The sequence below is a fragment of the Streptomyces xiaopingdaonensis genome, from assembly GCF_000262345.1.
Lineage (GTDB): Bacteria > Actinomycetota > Actinomycetes > Streptomycetales > Streptomycetaceae > Streptomyces > Streptomyces xiaopingdaonensis.
On the sequence record NZ_AJTQ01000206.1, the window covers coordinates 1 to 430 of the forward strand.

Annotated in this window: 1 pseudogene; it reads left to right on the forward strand. The window is 72.1% G+C overall.

From position 1 onward, the window contains the following. Positions 1–430 (forward strand): annotated as a pseudogene (locus tag UWG_RS0116555) (hypothetical protein); the annotation flags it as partial.

The window sequence follows — 430 nt, forward strand, 5'->3', positions numbered from 1 at the left end:
CCTCATCCGCCACGCCAACACCCAACGCACCGGACCCCGACCCAGCGGGCGCGACGAACTCGCCCGCAGGACCCTCGAGATGGCCGCACTCGTCGGCGACCGCCACCGGAGGAACGCGGACGAGGTCGAGCTGATGCTGCGCCAGTCGCAGCCCGAGCCGGGGTGGGCGGCGCGGGTGCGGGAGACGGCGGCCGCCTGGGAGGAGGCGTACTGGGCGTCGCTGCCCGAGTGGGAGCACCAGATCGTCACCGGGCCCCGCCCCGGCCTCTTCTCCTGCTTCAACGCGTCGCACCTGCTCGTCTCCGACGTTTCCAGCGTCGTCTCCGACTACCTGGTGAGCGAGAAGCCGTACGCCGTCGTCAACACGAGCGGCCTGCCGGAAGCCGAGTACCGCGAGCAGTTCCCCACGGTGCGCGCGGCGACGATCCTC